Origin of the sequence: Burkholderia diffusa, from assembly GCF_001718315.1 — a bacterium.
Lineage (GTDB): Bacteria > Pseudomonadota > Gammaproteobacteria > Burkholderiales > Burkholderiaceae > Burkholderia > Burkholderia diffusa_B.
In genome coordinates this window covers 2,454,128-2,474,462 of the sequence record NZ_CP013363.1, presented here as the reverse complement: position 1 = coordinate 2,474,462, position 20,335 = coordinate 2,454,128, and the positions used below count along the sequence as shown (strand labels likewise).

The window sequence follows — 20,335 nt, the reverse complement described above, 5'->3', positions numbered from 1 at the left end:
TTAGCATTTCTCGTCTTGCACAAGCCGGCTGCGGCCGGTTCGATCAGGCCGGCTTGTGCAACCCCGCCACCGGATCGTTCGCGGCGGGGATGTCTTCCACCAGCGACGTGAGCTGACGGCCCGTGTCGCGCCAGGCGTCGAGGCCGCCGCGCAGCGGCAGCGCATCGGTGAAGCCCGCGTCGAGCAGGCGCTTGGCCATCAGCGCGGCCGTCACCTCGTTCGGGCACGAGCAATACACGACGAACTTCTGCGAGAACGGGTAGCGCGCGACGATGTCCTCGATGTGCCGCTCGTCCGCGAACTGCGCGCCGGGAATCGTGAACGGGTCGAGCCTGCGGTGCTCGGGCGAACGCACGTCGAGCACCACCGGTGCGGCCGGATCGCGCAGCAGCAGGTCGAGTTCGTCGACGCCGATCCGCGCGCTCGCGAGCTGGCGGATCAGCGCGCGGCGGCGCATCCAGCGCACGGCCGCATAGACTGCCAGCAGCGCGACGATCACCAGCAGCACCGCGCGGCCGAGCCGGCTCGCGCCGGCGAACAGCCAGTCGATCTGCCGATAGAACACGAGTCCGGCGACGAGGCCGACGGTCGTCCACAACGCGGCGCCCAGCGCGTCGTAGCCGGCGAACGTGCGATAGCGCGTGCCGAGCGCGCCGGCCATTGGCACCGACACGAGCGAAAGCCCCGGAATGAAGCGGGCGACCGCGAGCACGCGCACGCCGTAGCGGCCGAAGAAGCGTTCGGTTTTCTTCACGCAGGTATCGCGCGACAGCGACAGCCGGCAGATCGTCTTCAGCGTCGTGCCGCCGTAGCGCCGGCCGGCGACGTACCACACGGTGTCGCCGATCAGCGCGCCGAGGACTGACAGCGCCAGCACCGTCAATAGCTGCGAGCCGATCATCGCCGGATGCATCGCGGCCATCGCGCCGAACAGCACGAGCGTCGGCATCGCCGGCACGGGCAGGCCGATGGCCGCCGCCAGCACATTGGCGAAGACGAGGAGCGGCCCGTATTGGGCGACGAGGTCACGGAGCATGACGGCTGGCCGAAAAGGAAGCGCGTGAGGAAGACTCACAGATGGGCCGATTATCGGCCATTTTCAACCGTGCGGAGGGGAATGACGGAAAGCGCCTGACGGCGGCAGGGACATGCGGACAGATCGGTGAGCCAGTGCGTTGCGCGTGGCTCACCGTTCGACATCAGGAAGGGGTGCGGGCGAGCGAGGCCGCGCCGTGGTTTTCGCCGGGCAGCTCGGCGCCGTGCGAGCGGATCGCCGCGATCAGTTCGGCCGGCGTGATCTCGTAGCGGACCTCGCGGTGAATGCCGGGCTTGCGTTCGTCGATCTCGATCAGCAGCACGCTCTTGCCGTCGCCGGTCGATTCGAGCCTGAGCGAGCGCAGTTCGCGGCCGTCGGCCGGGTCGTGTTCGGTGAGCAGGGTCATTGCCCCGGATGAGCCGGTAGTGCGCATCGAACCTATCCTCGTGTCGTGTGTGCCAGATTGGCGAAGATGTCGTTGTTGAATGCAGCTTGACGAAGTTTAACGCGAACGGGCCGCAACACGGAGCATTTTCGTGGGCGCGAAATGAGGGCTGCACCACCTATCCTTCTGATGTTTGAGCCGCGCCGGGCGGGCGTTTCAGCCGGATAGGACCGCGTCGCGCCCGGTGCTGGCGCCGGGCGGGCCCAGGTGTCGTCGGAAGCGGTCGGCGAGCCCGATCGCCGGGTCGCTGATCGATGGCGACCCGTTTCGACGCGGCCGGCCACGGGGCGCGAGAAGCTCGCATCGCTGTCGGCGGTGGCGACAAAATCGTACCAGCGGCCGGTCGAGTCGAGCTTCCAATGCAACGCCTGGTCGGCGCGCGCCCTGACGGATTACGTCGTGCCCGTGTCGTTGCCGTGCCCGCGATCGTCGTGTGCGCCGCGGCCGGACAGTGGGCCGTACACCGGGTTCGACTTCAACGTGAAGTGCAGCGTTCGAGGTGCCATGTCGCAGCTTCGGGCGCGGAATGGGCGCGTATTGTCGACGCCCCTGCATTCGTGCATCGGATCCGGCAGCATGACGGGGGCTGTCGTCGAATCGCGCGTCATATCCATTCGAGAATTCGTTCGTTTTCAACCGGCTGGGCGAATCGTATCGTCGAGCGATTTGCCGGTCGTCGTGGTCGGCACGGCTGCGCGATGTGCACATGCAGCGGCTGGTCGCGACTTTCCGCGCCGATGCCTGCGGGACGCGCACGAAAGCGGCCGATTCCGGCGATGGACTTCGCTCTTTCGTCGCTTCGTCGTGTTTTCGTTTCGCCGCTTCGTATGCATGGGCCCGACCGTCGTGCGACGCCGCTTCCCGCAACTGTCTCTTTCAACGGAACCCGTCTCGATGAAAACCGTTCTCCGTAACGTGACTGTCGCCTGCCTGTTCGCCGCCGCGGGTGCGGCATTCGCCACCGCCGCGCCGCAGGGTGTCGCCGTATCCAGCCCGTCGGGCGACGGCGCACATCTGCCGCCCGGCATCTCGTGGCAACAGGGCGACGTCGACGCCGCGTTCGCGCTCGCGAAGCGCACCGGCAAGCCACTGCTGCTGTACTGGGGGGCCGTGTGGTGCCCGTCGTGCAACCAGGTGAAGTCGACGATCTTCAGCCAGCAGGCATTCAAGACCCGCTCGTCGTTCTTCGTGCCCGTTTATCTCGACGGCGATACCGAAAGCGCGCAGAAGCTCGGCGAGCGCTTCAAGGTACACGGCTATCCGACGATGATCCTGTTCCGCCCGGACGGCACCGAAGTGACGCGGCTGCCGGGCGAGGCCGATCTCGACCGCTACATGCAGGCACTGTCGCTCGGGATGACGGCCGCGCATCCGGTGCGGCAGACGCTCGCGACGGCGCTGAACAACGGCGCGGCATTGACACCGGCCGAATGGCATCTGCTGGCCGACTATTCGTGGGACACCGACGGCGCGCTGCCGGTGCCGCCCGATCGTGTCGCGGTGACATTGCAGACGCTGTCGCAACGTGCGCGTGCGGCTGGTGCGAAGGCGGACGCCGCGCGATTCGCGCTGAAGTCGGCGGTGGTGGCGGCATCGGACGATCCCGCACAGGCCGGCGCGCTCGACAAGGCGGCGCTCGGCGACGCGCTGCGCGCGGTGCTGCGCGACCCGGCGCTGGCGCGTGCCGATTCGGACGTGCTCGTCGCGGCGCCCGCGCGAGTGGTCGCCTACCTCGGCGGCGACACCGCGCAGCGCACGAAGCTGCGGGGCGCGTACGATACGGCGCTCGCGCGCTTGACGACCGATACGACGCTGTCGTCGATCGATCGTCTGATGGCGCTGCACGGCCGCGTGCTGCTCGCACGTGGCGACGCGCACGACGGTGCGCCGCTCGCCGCGCCGGCGCTGGTCGATACCGCACGCAAGCAGATCACAGCATCGATGCGGGGCGCCGCGAACGCGTACGAACGGCAGGCGCTCGTCAGCGAGGCGGCGGACACGCTGACCGACGCCGGGCTGTACGATGAATCCGACGTTTTGCTGAAGGCCGAGTTGCCCCGTTCGGCGACGCCGTACTACTTCATGTCGGGACTGGCCGCGAATGCGAAGGCGCGCGGCGACAAGGCCGCGGCGCTCGACTGGTACCGGAGAGCGTACGACGCGGCGAGCGGGCCGGCGACGAAGCTGCGCTGGGGCGCGACCTATTTCGCGAATGCGGTCGCGCTGGCGCCGGACGATTCGGCGCGGATCGAGGCGATCGCCGCGAGCGTGCTCGCGCAGGCCGGCAACACCAGGGATGCGTTTTACGGGGCGAACCTGCGGGCGCTGACCAAGGTCGTCACGCAGCTGAATCGCTGGCGCGACCACGGTGCGCACGACGGGTCGGTCAGATCGGTCGTGAAGCAGTTCGACGGGGTGTGCGCGAAGTTGCCTGCGGGCGATCCGCAGGCAGCGGCATGCGCGAAACTGATTGAGCCGATGAAGACGTGATGGCTTGTGGGGGAGCGGCCGGATGGAGCGGCTGCGTCGTGATGGCGATCAGTGGCTCGACTCCGAGGACGCACCGCGGTCGCTGCCATACCCGGCACGCTCCTGCTGAGCAATCTTCGCTTCGGCGGAGACGATGCTGGCCGGGTAGAACCAGTCGCTCGGCTGGAAGCCGGCCTGCTTGAGCGCTTTCACTTCGGCGTGGACCTGCGCGCGCGTGAGCGGCGGATTCGACTGCGCTTGCGCGGCGAACGGGGCGGATATGGCCAGGGCAACGGCAACTGCGTGAATCAGGCGCTTCATGATCGTGACCTCCACGTTTTCGACTGGTCGGCCGGCCTTCGTTCGACGAAGCGGCGGCGGTTGAAAGCAGTGTAGGCCTGGCCACGCACGGGAAAAATGCGATCGCGCCCAACGCAGTGTTCTGCTGCCGGTAACAATGAGTGGCGGGTGCGGACGGTGCCGGGCGGCGGACCGCTCGGCGATGTAGCGTCGAGCGGCTCTGGTCGGCTGGGGGACGAACCGGCGGATGCGAATCCCGCCGATCTGCCGTGGCTTGCACGAGGAGGTATCGGGAATGTGCGGCGCGTCGCGGCCTGCATTGCGCCACGTTGCCCGCTTCGGCGATGCCGGGCCGGTTGCCCAGCCTTGGCGTGCAGAGGAAGGGCGCCGGCTGCGTCGATGCAGCCGGCCGAGGTGCGGCGGCGTTCGAAACGCCGCCCGATGCGGAGGCTTACACGAGGCCCGTCGCGTAGTACACGGCGATCACGAAGAACACCGCGAGCGTCTTGATCACGGTGACCGCGAAGATGTCGCGATACGATTCGCGGTGCGTGAGGCCCGTGACCGCGAGCAGCGTGATGACCGCGCCGTTGTGCGGCAGCGTGTCCATGCCGCCGCTGGCCATCGCGACGACCCGGTGCAGCACGTCCATCGGAATGTTGGCTGCCTGCGCACCCTTGATGAACAGATCCGACATCGCGGCGAGTGCGATGCTCATGCCGCCCGACGCCGAACCGGTGATGCCGGCGAGCGAGCTGACCGACACAGCCGCGTTCACGAGCGGGTTCGGAATGCTCTTCAGCGCGTCGCTGACGACGAGGAAGCCCGGCAGCGCAGCGATCACGCCGCCGAAACCGTATTCCGACGCCGTGTTCATCGCGGCGAGCAGCGCGCCGCCGACGGCGGCCTTCGAACCGGCCGCGAAGCGGTCGCTGACGCGCTTGAACGCGGTCAGGACGACCAGCACGATGCCGAGCAGCAGCGCGGCCTCGACCGACCAGATCGCGACGACGGTCTTGATCGACGTCGTGACCGGCGCATGTACGCCAGGCAGCACGTCCGGCGCGACCGTGTACGACGCGGCGCCATACCACTGCGGGATCAGTTTCGTGAACGTGAAGTTCGACGCGCCGACGAGGATCAGCGGCAGGATCGCCAGCGCCGGATGTGGCAGTGCCGCCGCTTCGACGCGCTCCGGCTCGTTGACGAGCGACGTGCCGTAGCCTTCGCCCTTCGCCATCGCCGAACGGCGGCGCCATTCCAGATACGAGAGGCCGACGACGATGATGAACAGCGAGCCGATCGTGCCGAGCGCGGGTGCGGCCCACGCAGTCGTCTTGAAGAATGTGGTCGGGATGATGTTCTGGATCTGCGGCGTGCCGGGCAGCGAATCCATCGTGAACGAGAACGCGCCGAGCGCGATCGCGCCTGGCATCAGCCGCTTCGGAATATTGCTCTGGCGATAGAGTTCGGCCGCGAACGGATACACAGCGAACACCACGACGAACAACGACACGCCGCCATAGGTGAGCAGTGCGCACACCGCGACGATCACCGCATTCGCACGCGAGCGGCCGATGTAGCGGATCGCGGCATGGACGATCGACTCGGAGAACCCGGACAGTTCGATCACCTTGCCGAACACGGCGCCGAGCATGAAGACCGGGAAATAAAGTTTGACGAAGCCGACCATCTTCTCCATGAAGATGCCGGAGAAGACCGGTGCGACGGCGGCGGGTTCGATCAGCAGGACCGCGCCGAGCGCGGCGATCGGCGCGAACAGGATCACGCTGTAGCCGCGATACGCGGCGAACATCAGGAACGCCAGCGCGGCGAGGACGATCACGAAAGACAAGGGAGTCTCCTGGTAGCTTGGAATGGCTTTGGTTGTTGTTCGATCGCGGGATGCGCCGCGAACCGGCTCGGGTTCGTGCAGGTTTCGTGCCATCGGCCGGATTGCGCCGCCGGACATGGGTCCGGCGCAGGCCGGCGGGCCCGCGCCGGCCAATGTCTGAGGATTCTACATAAATCGTCTCCATCGGGAGACGAATCGGCCGTCAAGACTGCCTCCTGAATCGGGCAGGGCTTTCCCGGACAAGGCATTCCGGGGCGTCTCCAAAGTGAGATACTGCGTCCCGTTCCGGAGACATTCGGCCAAGCATACGCGGAGACGACGACACGATGATGAACGACTGGGTCCGCCTGCCCGTCAATTACGGCGACGTGCTGCGCCGCGCTGCCGAGTCGCTGTTCCGGACCTTCGAGGATTCGAGTGCGGGTACGGTGGTCGTCGATCGCGACGCGCGCGTCGTGTGGATGAACGAGCGTTATGCGGCGCGCTTCGGGTTCGCCGATCCGCAGCAGGCGGTCGGCCTCGATTGCGAGGCGGTGATTCCGAACAGCCTGATGCGCGAGGTCGTTTCGACCGGGCAGCCGATTCTGCTCGACATCATGGAGACGGGCCGCGAGCCGCTCGTCGTCACGCGCCTTCCGCTGAAGAACGAGACGGGCGAGACGGTCGGCGCGATCGGCTTCGCGCTGTTCGACCAGTTGAAGACGCTCACGCCGATCTTTTCCCGTTACGCGCAGCTTCAGCAGCAACTGATCGCGACCCAGCGTTCGCTCGCGCAGGCACGCCGTGCGAAATACACGTTCGCGAGTTTCATCGGTACGAGCGCCGCAAGCCTCGAAACCAAGCGGCAGGCGCGCCGCGCCGCGCAGGTCGATTCGCCGGTGCTGCTGCTCGGCGAGACGGGCACCGGCAAGGAACTCCTCGCGCATGCGATTCACGCGGCATCGGCGCGCGCGCTCCAGCCGCTCGTGACCGTCAACGTGGCCGCGATTCCCGACACGCTGCTCGAAACCGAATTCTTCGGCGCGGCGCCGGGCGCCTATACCGGAGCCGATCGCAAGGGACGCGTCGGCAAGTTCGAGCTGGCCGATCGCGGCACGCTGTTTCTCGACGAGATCGGCGACATGCCGCTGCCGCTGCAGGGCAAGCTGTTGCGCGTATTGCAGGACAAGGAGTTCGAACCGGTCGGTTCGAACCGGATCGTGCGCGCCGACGTGCGGATCATCGCCGCGACCTCGGCCGACCTGCCTGCGCTGGTCGAGGCCGGCCGTTTTCGCGCGGATCTCTATTACCGGCTCAATGTACTGACGATTCACGCGCCGCCGTTGCGCGAGCGCGCGTCCGACATCGCGGCGCTCGTCTACGCGACGCTCGAGGAGCTGGCCGCGCAGCACGGTCGGGCCGCGCACTGCGAACTGACCGACGATGCGCTGCGGATGTTGTGCGCTTACCCGTGGCCGGGCAACGTACGCGAGCTGCGCAACACGCTTGAGCGTGCGCTGATGCTGTCGGATCGCTCGGTGATCGATGCGGATGCGCTGGCACCGTTCCTCGGGCCGGTGCGCGTGGTGCCGGATGGCGTGCCGGCAGGCACGCGCGCTGCTTCGCCGCCAGTCGGCCGGGATGCGGCAAATGCAGCGAGGGCGCCTGGTGCGCCGATCGTTTCGTATGCCGATGCATTGGCCGCGTGGGAGCGCCAGTTCCTGATCGATGCGCTTGCGGCTTGCGACGGGAAGGTGGTGGAAGCGGCCGCACGCATCGGTATCGGCCGGGCGACGCTGTACAAGAAACTGACGGCGCTCGGGATCGATCGGTAGCGAGCAACGGCGGATGCATCCGGACATGGCGAACGACACCGGTAAAGTGCCCGACAGGAGACGACGATGAAGCGGATCGCAATTGGCGGATGGCTGACCGTACTGGTGGCGACGTCCTCGCTCGCGCAGGCGGGTGATGCGGATGCACCCGCGGCACGGCGCAACTGGTACAACGATCCGTTCGTCGCGCTGTCGCAAGGCTTCGCCGAATGCCCGCTGCCGCTCGGCCCATGGATGACGCGCGCCGAGATGGAAGACGACGCGCATTACCGCGTCGAGCGCGGGACTACCTGCTGGCTCGCCCACCGCTGCACGAAACCGAATTCCTACATGTATGACGCACCGATCGCCGAGGCAGTGAAAGCGCATTTCGCGGGCACCGATCGTCTGCAGGGCACGAGCCTGTGGATCACCGTGCAGCGGCGCTTCATCTATGTCGAAGGGTGTGCTGATCCGGCATTCGATCGGCAGGCGCTGGCGCGCGAACTCGGCGCGCTTCCCGACGTCGAGCAGGTGTTCGTTCGCATCACCGACGATCCGCACCGGGCCGTGCCATACAAGACGCGCGGACTGCCGGACCGGACGCCTGACTGAACGCCGGACGGCGGTGCATGGCATACTCGCGGCATTAAAAAATCGGTTGACGGAAAGAACAATGAAACACATGCTTGCGTCGGTCTGTCGGTGGCCTCGAATGCTTTGGCGTCGGGCCGGATTGTTGGCCCTGGTTGCGGGGCTCGGCGGGTGCGGCGGCGGGGCGCCACTGTTTACTTCGGACGGGCGCCCGACTACGCAGGTGCAGTGCACCGGGAGCGACTGGAGCAATTGCACGGACAATGCCCGAGCCATCTGCAATGGGGAATTCGACGTCCTCCAGCAATCGACCGATGACGCCGTGCGAAATCTTCTCTTCGCATGCAAGAAGAAAAGCGGTTATTGATCCCGACACGGCCAGATAAGGACCTGTAATCGGGTAAAGCGCTTTTCTATTTGCTTGGAGTCGGCTATTTTTCATGAATAACACTCACGGAGTCCCATCCATATGGCGACCTACAGGCAACTGACAGCGCAGCTCGAACGGCTTCAGCAAAAGATCGACAAAGAACGCGAAAAGGCGATTGCCGATGCGATTGCTGCCATTCGGGCGAAAATCGAGGAATTCGACATTACCGCGGAAGAGCTCGGTTTTCGACCGATCGGCGCCGCTGCTGCCGCGAAGCCGAAGCGTCCGTTGCCGCCGAAGTATCTGAACCCGAAGACAGGCGAAACGTGGAGTGGCCGCGGGCGTGCGCCGGCGTGGCTCGGCAAGAACCGCGCGCGTTTCCTGATCAAGGACTGACTCCCGAAAATCCTCACCTTTCGTGCGCTGACTGACGGTGCGAACGGCCATGCGGCCGTCGCACCGTTTTGTTTTTGGGCAGTCGCAGCATGACTCGAAACCGCGAATTGATCGGCAATGCTGCACGATTAGCGGATACCGTTTTGCGAATTCGCCGCGATTCGACCGGATATCGCCGCGAATTCCCGTAAACAACCCTGCAATTACGCGGCATGCGTGCATTGCCATTCTCGATGCGCGCCGTGCGGACGTACCGCCGATTGCGATCACCTCTCGCGTATTTACGCTGCGTGCCATGCTATTCCCGAACTTTCTCACCATACCTCCTGTAAATCCTCACCTTTGAAGCCGCGACCGAATGACCGCATCGTGTCGCCTTCGCCCGTTGCGTCGTGCGAAGACGTCGGTGACCGGCCCATGTTGCGGGCATTGACGCGCGTCGCACAGTCGGCCGTTCGGCATATAGGCAGCCGCATCGGGTTCGCCTATGCTTGGAATTCGCGTCGACCGGCGCACGGCCGTCCGGTCGGTGTGCCGGTCGGGTCGTCTTTCGTTACCGTATGGAGCCGATGTGACCGTCCGCCATCTCGATGCGTTATTCCAGCCCAGGTCCGTTGCGGTCGTCGGTGCATCGTCGCGCGCGGGCAGTATTGGTGCGATGGTGTGGGCGCGCGTGCTCGACGGCGCGTTCGAGGGGCCCGTGTGGCCCGTCAATCCGAAGCATCGCGAGCTGAACGGGCACGCGGTCGTGGCCGATGTCGACCGGCTGCCCGCACCGCCATCGGTCGCCGTGATCTGCACCCCGCCTGCCACGTGGGCCGGCATTGTCCGCAAGCTCGGCGAGATCGGCACGCGCGTGGCGGTGATCGTCGGCGAGGCGCGCACCGACGCTGACCGTGCCGCGCTCGATCGCACGCTGAAGGCCGCGAAGCCGTTCGTGCTCCGTATCGTCGGGCCCGGCAGTCTCGGCGTGCTGTCGCCCGCGCGGCATGCGCATTTCGGCGCGCCGGCCTATACGGCGCGAGCGGGCGGTGTCGCGTGGGTGTCCCAATCGAACGCGCTGACGAATGCGGTACTCGGCTGGGCCGATGCACGAGGCCTCGGTTTTTCACATGTCGTCGCGCTGGGTAGCGAGGCCGACGTCGATGCGGGCGACGTGCTCGACTACCTCGCGAGCGATCCCGGCACGCGCGCAATCCTGCTCGAGCTCGATACCGTATGCGCCGCGCGCAAGTTCATGTCGGCCGCGCGTGCGGCGGCGCGCAACAAGCCGGTGCTCGCACTGCGCACCGGGCGCGCCGATCCGGGGGATGCGCTTTACACGGCGGCGTTCCAGCGTGCGGGGATGGTGCGTGTCGATGCGCTCGACGATCTGCTCGACGAGATCGAGACGCTCGGCGTCGGGCGCGTCACAGCGCGCGGCGCGGCGACACTCGTGACGAGCGACGCAGGCGTCGCGAAACTCGCGGTCGATGCGGTCGCGGAGGTGCGCGACGTGCTGGCCGACTGGCCGGCAGAGGCAACGTCGGCGGTTGCGGCCGCGCTGCCGCATCTCACCGGGCCTGGCAATCCGCTGACGCTCGGCGACAATGCGCGCCCCGAGCATTTCGGCGCCGCCATCAAGGCGCTCGCACCGTTTCCGCAAACGGGCACGCTGTTCGTCGTGCATTCGACGTCCCACAGTGCGCCGGCCGATGCGGTCGCGCGCACGCTGATCGAGTCGCGGCAGTACGCGTACCGAGGCATCCTCGCGTGTTTCTTCGGTGCGGTCGACGCGGCCACGCGCGACGCACTGCACGCGAACGGCATTCCGGTGCACACCACACCGCAGCGTCTTGCGCGCGCATATGCACGGCTCGTCGACTACAACCTCGGGCGGCAGTTGCTGATGCAGACGCCTGAGGGCACGCCGCTGCAGCCGGCCGAGTGCATTGCATCCGCGCAGGCAGAGGCCCGACGGATGGTCGAGGCTGGCGAGCATGAACTGGCCGGCGAAGCGGCATTGCGCTGGCTGTCCCACTTCGGCGCGCATGGCGAGCCGGCCGATGTGTCGGCGGGCGCCAGAATCGTCGACGTCACGGTCGACATGTACGACGATTCGAACTTCGGCCCGGTATTTCGTTATGTCGTGCCGTCCGCCGACGGCGTATCGGCGCCGTTCGTCGTGTACGGGCTGCCACCGCTGAATTCAGTGCTCGCCCGCGCGGTGATGGAGCGTTCGCCATATGCGCGCCGCACGCCCGTTGAACCCACGCTCGACGCGCTGACGGCGCTGTCGCAAGCCGTTTGCGACGTACGCGAGGTCGTCGCGATGTCGGTCACGCTGCGCGTGCTGTCCGACCGGGCATACTTGGTCGAGCCGCACATCACGCTGGCGGCCGGGCGCAGCCGGCTCGCGATCATGCCGTATCCGCGCCATCTGGAGCAGACGCTCGAATGGCGTGGCGAGACCGTGACGATTAGGCCGATCCGTCCGGAAGACGAGGAAGCGCACAACGAGCTGCTTGGCGCGATGACGCCGGACGATTTGCGTATGCGTTTCTTCGGGGCCGTGCGTAGCTTCGATCATTCGCAAGTCGCGCGCATGACGCAGATCGACTACGACCGCGAGATGGCCTTCATCGTGTCGTTTACCGACGTATCGGGCCGCTCGCACACGCTCGCGGTGGCGCGCGCGGTTACCGATCCCGACAACGAGACTGCCGAGTTCGCGATCGCTGTCCGGCCCGACCAGAAGGGCAAGGGGCTCGGGCGGCTGATGATGACCCGCATCATCGACTACACGCGATCGCGTGGCACCGCATGGATGGTGGGCGAGGCGCTGCGCGAGAATACCGCGATGATCTCGCTGGCGAAATCCTGCGGCTTCGAGGTGTCGACGACGGAGGAACCCGGCGTGGTGGGGTTCAGGATGAAGCTGCAACCGTAATCGAGTCGACGAGCGTGCCCGAACGTCCGGCGGTATCGTGCGCAGCCGCCACGGAAAGCCGGCTGTTGGCAATGCACGGTCGCGACCGTGCGAATTGATTGTAGTTCGGGGTGCAGATCGTTGGACTCTTGCGCGTCAATATGCGGATCGTTACAACGCTCGCTTCGCGATCGGCGCGAAAGGGCGGGCGCGTCGAGTTTCGGCGTCCGCGGCGCGCGATTGCATCCGCTGGTGACCTCCGCGTATCGCCGGTCCCGGCGCCGCATTTGAGCGCACTGACGCCCGCACTGCGCGCCCGCGGCGTCGGAAACGGAACAAAGGTGAGGTTTTTCAGGAGCGGAAAGTGAGCGTTTCCGGGAGCAATTGGGTGAGCCGATTCGGGAACACTCGGTGAGCCTTCGCGGCAGCTGCCGGTGAGCCCTTGCGGGAAGCCCCGGTGAGCCTTTGCGGGAAGCGTTGGTGAGGACGTTCGGGAGGGGCTGGTGAGCCTCTCCGGGAACTTCAGGTGAGCTTTTACGGGATGCTCAGGTGAGCGCTTACGGGATGCTTCAGTGAGAATTTTCGGGAGCCAGCGGCCGCAGTGCTCCGGCGGGCGCGGCGCGGGCTTCTGCCTGCGTCCGCGCCGGTGCGGGCACGCATGAACCGTGCCCGCGATCGCAATTACGCAGCGAGTTTCGACGCTGCGTCGTTCACCTGATCACGCGAAATCGCGAGTTCTTCGAGGTGCGCGTCGGCATAAACGCCGCCGGTTTCGCGCTCGAGGCGGGCGATCGTCAGCGCGCAACGCGCGGTGTCCTTCGGCATCGCGATGAAGCGCTTGACCGATTCGCCAGACGTAAATGCATCGAACAGCGCGCCGCGCACGTCGTCCGGAAGCGTCTTGGTCCATTGATACGGCTTGCCGTTGAACGTGATCGACGGCGGCAGCGTGCGCTCCTTCTTGGTGGCCGTAATGAGACCGTACGTGCGCGCGGCCTCGCCGATTTGCTCGGGCGAGAAGAGTTCGTCGGGGGTGATGTCGAACTGCTCGATGTAGTTCTCGATCGCCCGCATCGCTTCGGCACGGTCGTCGCGCTTCTTCTGCGCGCGCGCGACGATGTCGCGCAGCTCGTCCGCTTCCTCGGGCGTGATCGTGAAGCTCGCCTGCTTCTGCTGAAGTTCGGAGAAACGCTGGAATTCTTGATCGTTCAGAAGTTTGGCCATGACATCCATCGGACACGACGGCCGCGACAACCGGCCGTCGTAGTTTTTGAGAGGGCCGCTATTCTAGCGTAGCGCGGCGTCCGCGCATCCGGAAACGGTCTGCCGGATGCGGGTACGCGAGGCCGCGTGACCGGCACGCATCCGCACACCGAGTGCGCGACGTCGAGCTCACACGCCCGGCCCGATCCGCTGGTCGTGACCGAACGACCGCCACGCCCGAACGGTCGACCACCTTCAGGGCAGGCGACCGTTCTGCAGCGTTCAGCAAGTCTGCGCGCGGCACATCGACAATTGGCCTGCCGTATCGCGCAGTCTTGCAACGACCACCTCGACCGACGGCGCCATATGTGCGTCGATCCGGCGCATGTACGGACAGGTCAGCACGGCGATCGCATGGCCGGCCGGGCCGAGGATCGGCGCGCTCAGGTCGGTTACGCCGTATGCCTGGCGGCTGTCCTGGCGCACGTAGCCGGACTGGCGGATGGATTGGCACGCGAGCGCGAGTTCCTGCTCGTTCATCGGGGTTTCGCCCTTGACCTTGCGATGCTCGGCCAGCATGTGCGCACGCTGCTCGGAACCCTGGAACGACAGCATTACGCGCCCCGACGCCGTATCGGCGAGCCCGACGCGCGAGCCGAGCCGCACCGACACGCCCCATGGGCCGGGGCCGTCGACCTGCGCGATCACGAGCAGGTTGCCGCGATCGTAGACGGTCAGATGGCACGACTGTTCGGCCGCATCGGCGAAGCGCTGCATCAGCGGCAAGGCCTCGGCGATCAGCCGGTTCATCGGCGGATGCCGATGCGCGAGTGCGAACAGTTTCAGGCTGAGCGTGTAACGGTCGCCGCCGCTCGAGCGCATCACGTAGCGGCGTGCAACGAGACGCTCGAGCATCCGGTAGATTTCGCTTGCGTTGCGGCCGAGTTCCTTCGTGATTTCGGTGCGGGTGAGTCCTTCCTTTTGTTCCGACAGGAGTTCGAGAATGTCGAGGCCCTTGTCGAGCGCGGGTGCGCGATAGCGATCGATTGCCCCGATTGCCCCGATTGCCTCCCGTGCGTCGCTGCCAGGAAGCGGGTCGTTGGATGTTTGCATTGTTGATATGAGTTCGAGAATGTCCGTCGATCGGTGGGCGACGCACGCTGACCCATCATGCAACACGTTTGTGTCGAGCCCGCACATGGCAATGCTCGCCATGCGTTCGAGCTTAACAACAAACATCCAGTGTGCAATGCAGCGTCATTTTACCGATCGTTACCGATTAAGAACGGATCTGCAATCGTTTGCGATGACAGGGTAGCCCCGAATACCCGGTATTTATGCGAGGTGGCATGGGGGCAAGGTCTTGGAAACGCGATTGGGCGGTGTCGATGCGGGCCATGCTGCGCCGCAGCGAACGCACGGGTGCCCAATAGTCGGTATCCGTCGCGCGCGATTTCAACGCGCGCGGCCGATGGTACAAAGACTCGCGGGCCAGCGACGGCACGGCCGCGCGCGAAGCCGGTCGGCGCAGCCGGCACGCGTCGCGGCCGTGCCGCCGTCGCCGATGCGCAGACCGGCGGCCGCCCGACCGATGCGCGCTACCCCTCGGGCGGCGCCGCGATCGCTGCGCCCGCGCGAGCCTCGCGCGTCGAACGGCATGCCGGACCTGGTGCCGACGCGCGCAATCGACGATCGACGACCTGTCCGGCGTGCGGCTGAAGCCAGCCGCATCGGCCGGTATCCTGTCACATTCGACTACAGAGGTTGAGACGATGAAACTGCTTCGCTATGGCCCGTCCGGCCAGGAAAAGCCCGGTATTCTCGATGCGGACGGCCGGATTCGCGACCTGTCCGCGCACGTCGCGGATCTCGCCGGCGACGCGCTGTCCGACGCGGGTCTCGCGCGGCTGCGCGCGATCGATCCGGCCACGCTGCCGCTGGTGTCCGGGGAGCCACGCATCGGCGCGTGCGTCGGGCGGGTCGGCAAGTTCATCGGCATCGGTCTGAACTATGCCGATCACGCGGCCGAGGCCGGCATGCCGGTGCCGAAGGAGCCGGTCGTGTTCGGCAAGTGGACGAGCTCGATCTGCGGGCCGAACGACGGGATCGACATTCCGAAGGGCTCGGTCAAGACGGACTGGGAAGTCGAACTGGGCGTCGTGATCGGCGCGCCGTGCAAGGATGTCGACGAAGCGAGCGCGCTCGACTACGTTGCAGGTTATTGCGTGGTCAACGACGTCTCCGAGCGCGAATGGCAGATCGAGCGAGGCGGCCAGTGGGACAAGGGCAAGGGCTTCGACACGTTTGGCCCGATCGGTCCGTGGCTCGTCACGCGCGACGAAGTGCCCGATCCGCAGCGTCTCGATCTGTGGCTCGAGGTCGACGGTTACCGCTATCAGAACGGCAACACGCGCACGATGGTGTTCACCGTCGCACAGCTGGTCGCCTATCTGTCGCGCTGCATGACTCTGCAGCCGGGCGACGTGATCACGACCGGCACGCCGCCGGGCGTCGGGATGGGCATCAAGCCGTCGCCGGTGTTTCTGAAGGCGGGCCAGACCGTGCGTCTCGGGATCGAGGGGCTTGGTGAGCAATACCAGCGCACGCGTGGCGCGCAGTAATCGTCCGCGTCGAGCCGCCGCCGGGCGCATCTGCCCGGGCCGAACGACGGCATGACATGGCATCAGAAAGGCGAGGGCTCGATTCCGTGCAACGCGGAATCGGGCCCTTGTCGTCGATGTATCCGGTTCGTGCGTGCCCGGCGCTCTGCCGACGCATCGACGTCGTTCGCCTCAGTCGGGAATCGACGATTTCGTCAGACGACGTTGTCGAGCTCGCAATGCGCTTCCAGCCGATAGCCGTCGGGATCGACGACGAACGCCGCGTAATAGCCGGGGCCGTAATGTTCGCGTTTGCCCGGCCCGCCGTTGTCCTGTCCGCCGTGCTGCAGCGCGGCGCGGTAGAACGCATCGACTTCAACCGGTGACGATGCGCGAAACGACACGTGCAGCCCTGAATCGGGATCGGCGACGACCGGACGCGCCGCGTGCTGCAGCCACAGCACCGGCTCGCTGGTGCCGTAGCCGAGGGATCCGTCGTCGCTGTACAGCCGCTTGTAGCCGAGCGCGCCGAGCGTGTTGTCGTAGAACGCGCGGCTGCGGTCGATGTGGGCAACGCCAAACGAAAGGTGATCGATCATCTGTGGCTCCTTGAACTGAACGGGGAACGTCGGGGCACCCAACCCGCTTATAACCACCATGCCAGCCGCTTGTAGCGAAGCGCGCCGAGTGTGCCGTCGTAGAACGTGGGGCTGCGGCCGGTGTGGACAACGTTGCAGGAAAAACGGTCGTTCATCTGTGGCTCCCTTCGGCGCACTGGACGACCTGTTCACATGGTGCCGCGAGCGGGCGGGTGTGCCGTCCGGCCTGGCCGACATGTGTCGTGCACGAGTAAAGGAGAAGGGGGACGAGCCGGCGATGCTAGCGCGCGCGTTCGCGTTGCGCGAGGTGTTGTATCGGCTCTTTCATGCGCAAGCCGAGCGGCGCGAGCCGAGTGCGGACGATCTCGCGCTGCTGGGCGGTTTTCTGGCAGAAGCGGCGCCGCGCGTCGCGCTCGCGCGGATCGACGGCCGCTACGCGTGGCGGATCGGGGTAGCGGACGCGACGCTCCCGGCGCTCCTGAGCCCGGTGCTGTGGTCGGCAACGGACGTGCTGGGCAGCGCGCGGCTCGCAAAGGTCAAGCGCTGCGCGAATGACGCATGCCAGTGGCTGTTCATCGACGACAGCAAGAACGGCAGCCGTCGCTGGTGCTCGATGTCGTCGTGCGGGAATCGCGCGAAGGCGTACCGCCACTATCACAAGGCCGATTGACGGCGGCGCGCTGCGGCGTGTCATACGATCGCGCCTGTTCCTCCGGAACCTATTTCGCCGACAGCTTCCGCCACAGCGTCGTCTTGCTGATGCCGAGCATCGCGCACGCGCGATCGCGATCGCCGCCGCACGCATCGAGCACCGCGCGGATCTCGTCGGCTTCGGCACGACGGCGGCGCGCGTGGAGCGTCTGCGTGTCGTCGGCGTCGGTCGCGTCGGGTGGCACGGCGAACAACTCGGGCGCGATCGCTTGCAGCGCATCGGGCGTGAGCGCCGCGCACGCGGCGCCCGGATCGTGCTCGTCGACCTCCTCGGCCAGTTCCACCGCGATCCGCTCGACCACGTTCTGCAGTTCCCGCACGTTGCCGGGCCATCGATAGCGCGCGAGCGTCGCTTGCGCCGTGTCGAGCACGCGCATCGCATCGCCGGCCTCGCGCATGCGTTCGGCCAGCCGCGGTTCGCGCCGCGCAGCCTGCACGAGCAGCGCGGCCGCGAGCGCCGGAATGTCGGCGGCGCGCTCGCGCAGCGGCGGCAGGCCAATGTTCAGGATGTTGAGCCGGTAGTACAGGTCCGCGCGGAATGTGCCGTCCTCGACGGCCGCGAGCAGCGGACGGTGCGTTGCGGCGATCACGCGCACGTCGATGCGGATCGGTTCGGTCGAACCTAGACGGATCACCTCGCGCTCCTGCAGCACGCGCAGCAGCCGGCTTTGCAGGGACGGCGGCATCTCGCCGATCTCGTCGAGAAACAGCGTGCCGCGGTGCGCGGCCTCGAACAGCCCGGTCTTGCCGCCGCGCCGCGCGCCGGTGAACGCGCCTTCCTCGTAACCGAACAGCTCGCTCTCGAGCAGCGCCTCCGGAAACGCGCCGCAGTTGATCGCGACGAACGGATAGCTGCGCCGCGCGGACAGCGCATGCAGGCTCTGCGCGATCATTTCCTTGCCGGTGCCGCTTTCGCCGAGCACGAGTACGGTCGCGTCGGATTTCGCGTAGCGGCGCACGAGATCGCGCACGCGCGCCATCGCCGCGGACGCGCCGACCACGTCGTCGAGCGTGTAGCGCGCCGCGAACTGCTGCGTATTCGGCTGCGAACGCAGCGTGCGATCGAGCCGCTCGACCGCGCGCGACTCCTGGAACGTCAGCACGCTGCCGGACGTCACGCCGCGATCGACCAGCGGCCCGCGATGCACGACGTAGCGCACGCCGCGCACGGTCGCGAGCGCGTCGCCGTCCTCGCCGCGCAGCGTGCGCAGCTCCGGCCGCAGGTCGACGAGCGCACGGCCGACGGCCGCCGCGGGTTCGACCCCGAGCGCCGACGCGAGCCGCTCGTTGATGGCTTCGACGCGACCGCGCGCATCGAGCGCCACCACGCCGTCGCGCAAGTGCTGCAACAAGTTGTCGAGACGCTGGCGGCGAAACGCCTCGGCGTGCGTGGCGTATGCGACTTCGAGCGCCGTCTCGACTGCCTTGCGCACCGACGCGTGCGAATAAAGGAACACCGCGCCCATGCCGGCGCTTGCCGCGAGATCGGTGACGAGGCCGGGGCCGACGATCGTCTCGATGCCGCGATCGTGCAGGTCGTGCACGCAGGCTTCCGCTTCCTGCGCGGACTGATATGACGCAAACTGCACGTCGAGGCCGTAGGCGGCGACGAAGCGGCGCACTTCCGGCGGCGTCTCGCCGGCGCTGACGAGCGCGATGCGCGATGCGTCGCGCCGTGCGCGCGCGAGCGCCTGCATCACGTCGAAACCGGTCGGCGACACGACCACGACCGGCACCTGCGCACGCGTTTTCAGGAAGCCGCCGTTCGAGCCGGCCGCGACGATCACGTCGGGCCGCGCGGTGCCGGCTTCCGCGATCGCGCTCAGCGCGTCTTCGTATGCGCGCGTGACGATGCGCACGTCGGCGCGTTCGTCGAATTCGCCGGCGATCTCGCGAAAAAGGTCGCGCAGGCGGCTGATGCCCATCGCCCAGATGCGCGGGCGAACGGCGCGGTCGGCCGGGCCGACGGGCTTGGTCGAGGAGAGGTCCATGACGATCGATTATGCGCGCGCGATTTCAATTTTGAAACATGAAATCGCCGAAATGAAATTGCCGGACGATTCGGGGCCCGTGCCGGTTGCTTAAGAATCAGTGGGTTAGCGGAGATTTGCGAGCTGGCCCGGTCCTTGCTGTTGATGGGCATTCCTTCAGGAGGCCGTTCATGAGCAACACGCATCTTCAGAGCGCCGGCGCGAAATTCCGCGCGGCAGTCGCGGCCGAGCAGCCGCTGCAGGTGGTCGGCGCGATCACCGCGTACGCAGCCAAGATGGCGCAGGCCGTCGGCTTCAAGGCCGTCTACCTGTCGGGCGGCGGCGTCGCCGCGAATTCGCTCGGGATCCCCGATCTCGGCATCAGCACGATGGAAGACGTGCTGATCGACGCGAACCGGATCACCAACGCGACCGACCTGCCGCTGCTCGTCGACATCGATACCGGCTGGGGCGGCGCATTCAACATCGCGCGCACCGTTCGCTCGTTCATCAAGGCCGGTGTCGCGGCCGTCCACCTGGAGGACCAGGTCGGCCAGAAGCGCTGCGGCCACCGTCCGGGCAAGGAAGTCGTGCCGACCGACGAAATGGTCGATCGCGTGAAGGCCGCGGTCGATGCCCGCACCGACGACCAGTTCGTGATCATGGCCCGCACCGACGCGGCCGCCGCCGAAGGAATCGATGCGGCGATCGAGCGCGCGATCGCGTACGTGGAAGCCGGCGCGGACATGATCTTCCCCGAAGCGATGAAGACGCTCGACGACTATCGCCGCTTCAAGGCCGCCGTGAAGGTGCCGATCCTCGCGAACCTGACCGAGTTCGGCTCGACGCCGCTGTTCACGCTCGACGAGCTGCGCGAGGCGAACGTCGACATCGCGCTGTACTGCTGCGGCGCGTATCGCGCGATGAACAAGGCCGCGCTGAATTTCTACGAGACGCTCCGCCGCGACGGCACGCAGAAGGCCGCGGTGCCGACCATGCAGACGCGCGCCGAGCTGTACGACTTCCTCGGCTATCACGCATACGAGCAGAAGCTCGACGAACTGTTCGCGCAGGGCAAGAAGTAAC

At 66.7% G+C, this 20,335-nt stretch carries 16 protein-coding genes and 2 pseudogenes; 9 read left to right on the top strand and 9 right to left on the bottom strand.

From position 1 onward, the window contains the following. Window positions 1-43: 43 nt before the first annotated feature. The 3 genes and pseudogenes from WI26_RS26195 to WI26_RS33145 all read right to left on the bottom strand — a co-directional run. Complete coding sequence (locus tag WI26_RS26195; RefSeq protein ID WP_059467303.1) at window positions 44-1,036, bottom strand: DedA family protein/thiosulfate sulfurtransferase GlpE; 993 nt, start codon at window positions 1,034-1,036, stop codon at window positions 44-46. A gap of 163 nt (window positions 1,037-1,199) precedes the next feature. After that, window positions 1,200-1,469, bottom strand: a complete 270-nt coding sequence (locus tag WI26_RS26190) for a hypothetical protein (protein ID WP_040138862.1) — start codon at window positions 1,467-1,469, stop codon at window positions 1,200-1,202. Window positions 1,470-1,697: 228 nt separating this feature from the next. Further along, window positions 1,698-1,972: pseudogene (locus WI26_RS33145) on the bottom strand (phospholipase C, phosphocholine-specific); the annotation flags it as partial. Between the two features lie 403 nt (window positions 1,973-2,375). On the opposite strand from WI26_RS33145, the gene WI26_RS26180 reads away from it, so the two are divergent. Next, entirely contained in the window at window positions 2,376-3,971 is a 1,596-nt protein-coding gene (locus tag WI26_RS26180; protein ID WP_069227673.1) for a thioredoxin family protein, read from the top strand. A gap of 48 nt (window positions 3,972-4,019) precedes the next feature. Here the strand turns inward: WI26_RS26180 and WI26_RS26175 are convergent, their stop codons facing one another. Continuing rightward, window positions 4,020-4,271, bottom strand: coding sequence for a DUF4148 domain-containing protein (locus WI26_RS26175; protein WP_069227876.1), 252 nt, complete (start codon window positions 4,269-4,271; stop codon window positions 4,020-4,022). A 430-nt stretch (window positions 4,272-4,701) separates the two neighbouring features. Next, window positions 4,702-6,105, bottom strand: coding sequence for a GntP family permease (locus WI26_RS26170; protein ID WP_059467301.1), 1,404 nt, complete (start codon window positions 6,103-6,105; stop codon window positions 4,702-4,704). 326 nt (window positions 6,106-6,431) lie between these two features. Between WI26_RS26170 and WI26_RS26165 the strand changes: the two genes are divergently transcribed. The 5 genes from WI26_RS26165 to WI26_RS26150 all read left to right on the top strand — a co-directional run bounded on the left by WI26_RS26165 (window position 6,432) and on the right by WI26_RS26150 (window position 12,187). Beyond that, window positions 6,432-7,919 (top strand): sigma-54 interaction domain-containing protein, encoded by a 1,488-nt coding sequence (locus WI26_RS26165; RefSeq protein WP_069227672.1) that lies wholly within the window; start codon window positions 6,432-6,434, stop codon window positions 7,917-7,919. 66 nt (window positions 7,920-7,985) lie between these two features. Beyond that, window positions 7,986-8,513 carry a BON domain-containing protein gene (locus WI26_RS26160; protein ID WP_069227671.1) on the top strand — a complete coding sequence of 176 codons (528 nt, stop codon included), beginning with the start codon at window positions 7,986-7,988 and terminating at the stop codon, window positions 8,511-8,513. 61 nt (window positions 8,514-8,574) lie between these two features. Continuing rightward, on the top strand, window positions 8,575-8,859 hold the full coding sequence (locus tag WI26_RS33140; RefSeq protein ID WP_230939385.1) for a hypothetical protein: 285 nt from the start codon (window positions 8,575-8,577) through the stop codon (window positions 8,857-8,859). 102 nt (window positions 8,860-8,961) lie between these two features. After that, the gene (locus tag WI26_RS26155) at window positions 8,962-9,258 is read left to right on the top strand and encodes an H-NS family nucleoid-associated regulatory protein (RefSeq protein ID WP_059467298.1); all 297 of its coding nucleotides are present in this window, start codon (window positions 8,962-8,964) and stop codon (window positions 9,256-9,258) included. 571 nt (window positions 9,259-9,829) lie between these two features. Next, window positions 9,830-12,187, top strand: coding sequence for a GNAT family N-acetyltransferase (locus WI26_RS26150; protein ID WP_069227670.1), 2,358 nt, complete (start codon window positions 9,830-9,832; stop codon window positions 12,185-12,187). A 660-nt stretch (window positions 12,188-12,847) separates the two neighbouring features. Here the strand turns inward: WI26_RS26150 and WI26_RS26145 are convergent. Further along, window positions 12,848-13,399, bottom strand: a complete 552-nt coding sequence (locus tag WI26_RS26145) for a hypothetical protein (protein WP_059528779.1) — start codon at window positions 13,397-13,399, stop codon at window positions 12,848-12,850. A 252-nt stretch (window positions 13,400-13,651) separates the two neighbouring features. After that, complete coding sequence (locus WI26_RS26140) at window positions 13,652-14,482, bottom strand: IclR family transcriptional regulator (protein WP_069227669.1); 831 nt, start codon at window positions 14,480-14,482, stop codon at window positions 13,652-13,654. A 659-nt stretch (window positions 14,483-15,141) separates the two neighbouring features. Here WI26_RS26140 and WI26_RS26130 point away from each other — a divergent pair. Continuing rightward, window positions 15,142-15,990 (top strand): ureidoglycolate lyase, encoded by an 849-nt coding sequence (locus tag WI26_RS26130; protein WP_069227667.1) that lies wholly within the window; start codon window positions 15,142-15,144, stop codon window positions 15,988-15,990. Between the two features lie 194 nt (window positions 15,991-16,184). On the opposite strand, the gene WI26_RS26125 is transcribed toward WI26_RS26130, so the two are convergent. Next, a complete protein-coding gene (locus tag WI26_RS26125) occupies window positions 16,185-16,568 on the bottom strand; it encodes a VOC family protein (RefSeq protein WP_059508454.1) in 384 nt (127 codons plus the stop codon). 166 nt (window positions 16,569-16,734) lie between these two features. Here WI26_RS26125 and WI26_RS26120 point away from each other — a divergent pair. Further along, window positions 16,735-17,238, top strand: a pseudogene (locus WI26_RS26120) (CGNR zinc finger domain-containing protein); the annotation flags it as partial. 49 nt (window positions 17,239-17,287) lie between these two features. On the opposite strand, the gene prpR reads toward WI26_RS26120, so the two are convergent. After that, a complete protein-coding gene (prpR, locus tag WI26_RS26115; protein WP_069227665.1) occupies window positions 17,288-19,270 on the bottom strand; it encodes a propionate catabolism operon regulatory protein PrpR in 1,983 nt (660 codons plus the stop codon). A gap of 170 nt (window positions 19,271-19,440) precedes the next feature. Here prpR and prpB point away from each other — a divergent pair, with 170 nt between their 5' ends. After that, window positions 19,441-20,334 (top strand): methylisocitrate lyase, encoded by an 894-nt coding sequence (prpB, locus tag WI26_RS26110; protein WP_044845010.1) that lies wholly within the window; start codon window positions 19,441-19,443, stop codon window positions 20,332-20,334. Window position 20,335: the final 1 nt, after the last annotated feature.

Bases quoted from the DNA above. Each gene is read 5' to 3' on its own strand.
- WI26_RS26195 (WP_059467303.1), bottom strand. From the start codon at position 1,036: ATGCTCCGTGACCTCGTCGCCCAATACGGGCCGCTCCTCGTCTTCGCC.
- WI26_RS26190 (WP_040138862.1), bottom strand. From the start codon at position 1,469: ATGCGCACTACCGGCTCATCCGGGGCAATGACCCTGCTCACCGAACAC.
- WI26_RS26180 (WP_069227673.1), top strand. From the start codon at position 2,376: ATGAAAACCGTTCTCCGTAACGTGACTGTCGCCTGCCTGTTCGCCGCC.
- WI26_RS26175 (WP_069227876.1), bottom strand. From the start codon at position 4,271: ATGAAGCGCCTGATTCACGCAGTTGCCGTTGCCCTGGCCATATCCGCC.
- WI26_RS26165 (WP_069227672.1), top strand. From the start codon at position 6,432: ATGATGAACGACTGGGTCCGCCTGCCCGTCAATTACGGCGACGTGCTG.
- WI26_RS26160 (WP_069227671.1), top strand. From the start codon at position 7,986: ATGAAGCGGATCGCAATTGGCGGATGGCTGACCGTACTGGTGGCGACG.
- WI26_RS33140 (WP_230939385.1), top strand. From the start codon at position 8,575: ATGAAACACATGCTTGCGTCGGTCTGTCGGTGGCCTCGAATGCTTTGG.
- WI26_RS26155 (WP_059467298.1), top strand. From the start codon at position 8,962: ATGGCGACCTACAGGCAACTGACAGCGCAGCTCGAACGGCTTCAGCAA.
- WI26_RS26145 (WP_059528779.1), bottom strand. From the start codon at position 13,399: ATGGATGTCATGGCCAAACTTCTGAACGATCAAGAATTCCAGCGTTTC.
- WI26_RS26140 (WP_069227669.1), bottom strand. From the start codon at position 14,482: ATGCAAACATCCAACGACCCGCTTCCTGGCAGCGACGCACGGGAGGCA.
- WI26_RS26130 (WP_069227667.1), top strand. From the start codon at position 15,142: ATGAAACTGCTTCGCTATGGCCCGTCCGGCCAGGAAAAGCCCGGTATT.
- WI26_RS26125 (WP_059508454.1), bottom strand. From the start codon at position 16,568: ATGATCGATCACCTTTCGTTTGGCGTTGCCCACATCGACCGCAGCCGC.
- prpR (WP_069227665.1), bottom strand. From the start codon at position 19,270: ATGGACCTCTCCTCGACCAAGCCCGTCGGCCCGGCCGACCGCGCCGTT.
- prpB (WP_044845010.1), top strand. From the start codon at position 19,441: ATGAGCAACACGCATCTTCAGAGCGCCGGCGCGAAATTCCGCGCGGCA.